This window comes from Suttonella ornithocola (genome assembly GCF_001889065.1).
GTDB classification, from domain to species: Bacteria; Pseudomonadota; Gammaproteobacteria; order Cardiobacteriales; family Cardiobacteriaceae; genus Suttonella_A; species Suttonella_A ornithocola.
Genome location: NZ_LWHB01000308.1, coordinates 1 through 774, shown reverse-complemented (window position 1 = coordinate 774; position 774 = coordinate 1). Strand labels below are relative to the sequence as shown.

Below are 774 nucleotides of genomic sequence, written 5' to 3'. Positions count from 1 at the left end.
CATCGTTTGTGTGGGTGGTAGAGCTCCGCCTGTGCGAAAAAAAGCAGCGGCTTTGCGCAAGATCTCATTGCTGCGTTGCAGTTCACGGTTTTCACGCTCAAGGATTTTTATCCGCTCAAGTGTATCTTGTGCTTGTACACCTTCAGGGGTTGCCAGTGCTGCATGTTTGTTATCCCAAGCTCGCAATGTCTCACTATTACAGCCGATTTTAGATGTAATAGCCTCAATGGCCACCCATCTTGATGGGTAATTGTCTTTAACTTCGATCAGTAGACGACCGGCTCTTTCTTTCATTTCCGGGGGGTATCTTTTACTACTCACAGTCTTATTTTCTCAGATTGATGAGCCTCTGATCATTCCGGGGTGGTTCAGTTTTTGGTAAAGTAGCGCTTGATAGTGTTATATAGTCAAAGACTATTTGGCGGGAATATAGTGAAAGGCTACTAGAATAGTTACAGTATTAAGATAGATGAATAAAGTAAGCACATGTACTATTACTGGAATAGCGATCTAATTTCTGTGCCTCTTTTATTAGCCTTTGACTATATAATTTTAAATTTATTTTAAAAATTTAAAAATTTGAAATTTCTCTATTTTATGTTTTTTTACGAAGGTCTCAACTTATTTTTATCAGTGTCAGATTAAGTTGGGAGTTTTACAAATAAAAAAGCCCCTAGTATCATATCTAGGGGCTTGGTGTAAAGACCTGATGTTGACCTACTCTCACATGGGGAAGCCCCACACTACCATCGGCGATGCTGCGTTTCACTTCTG

General features: G+C 39.8%; 1 pseudogene. It reads right to left on the bottom strand.

Annotation, left to right across the window (positions count from 1 at the left end):
• Positions 1-294 (bottom strand): annotated as a pseudogene (locus A5N85_RS13960) (IS3 family transposase); the annotation flags it as partial.
• Positions 295-774 lie beyond the last annotated feature (480 nt).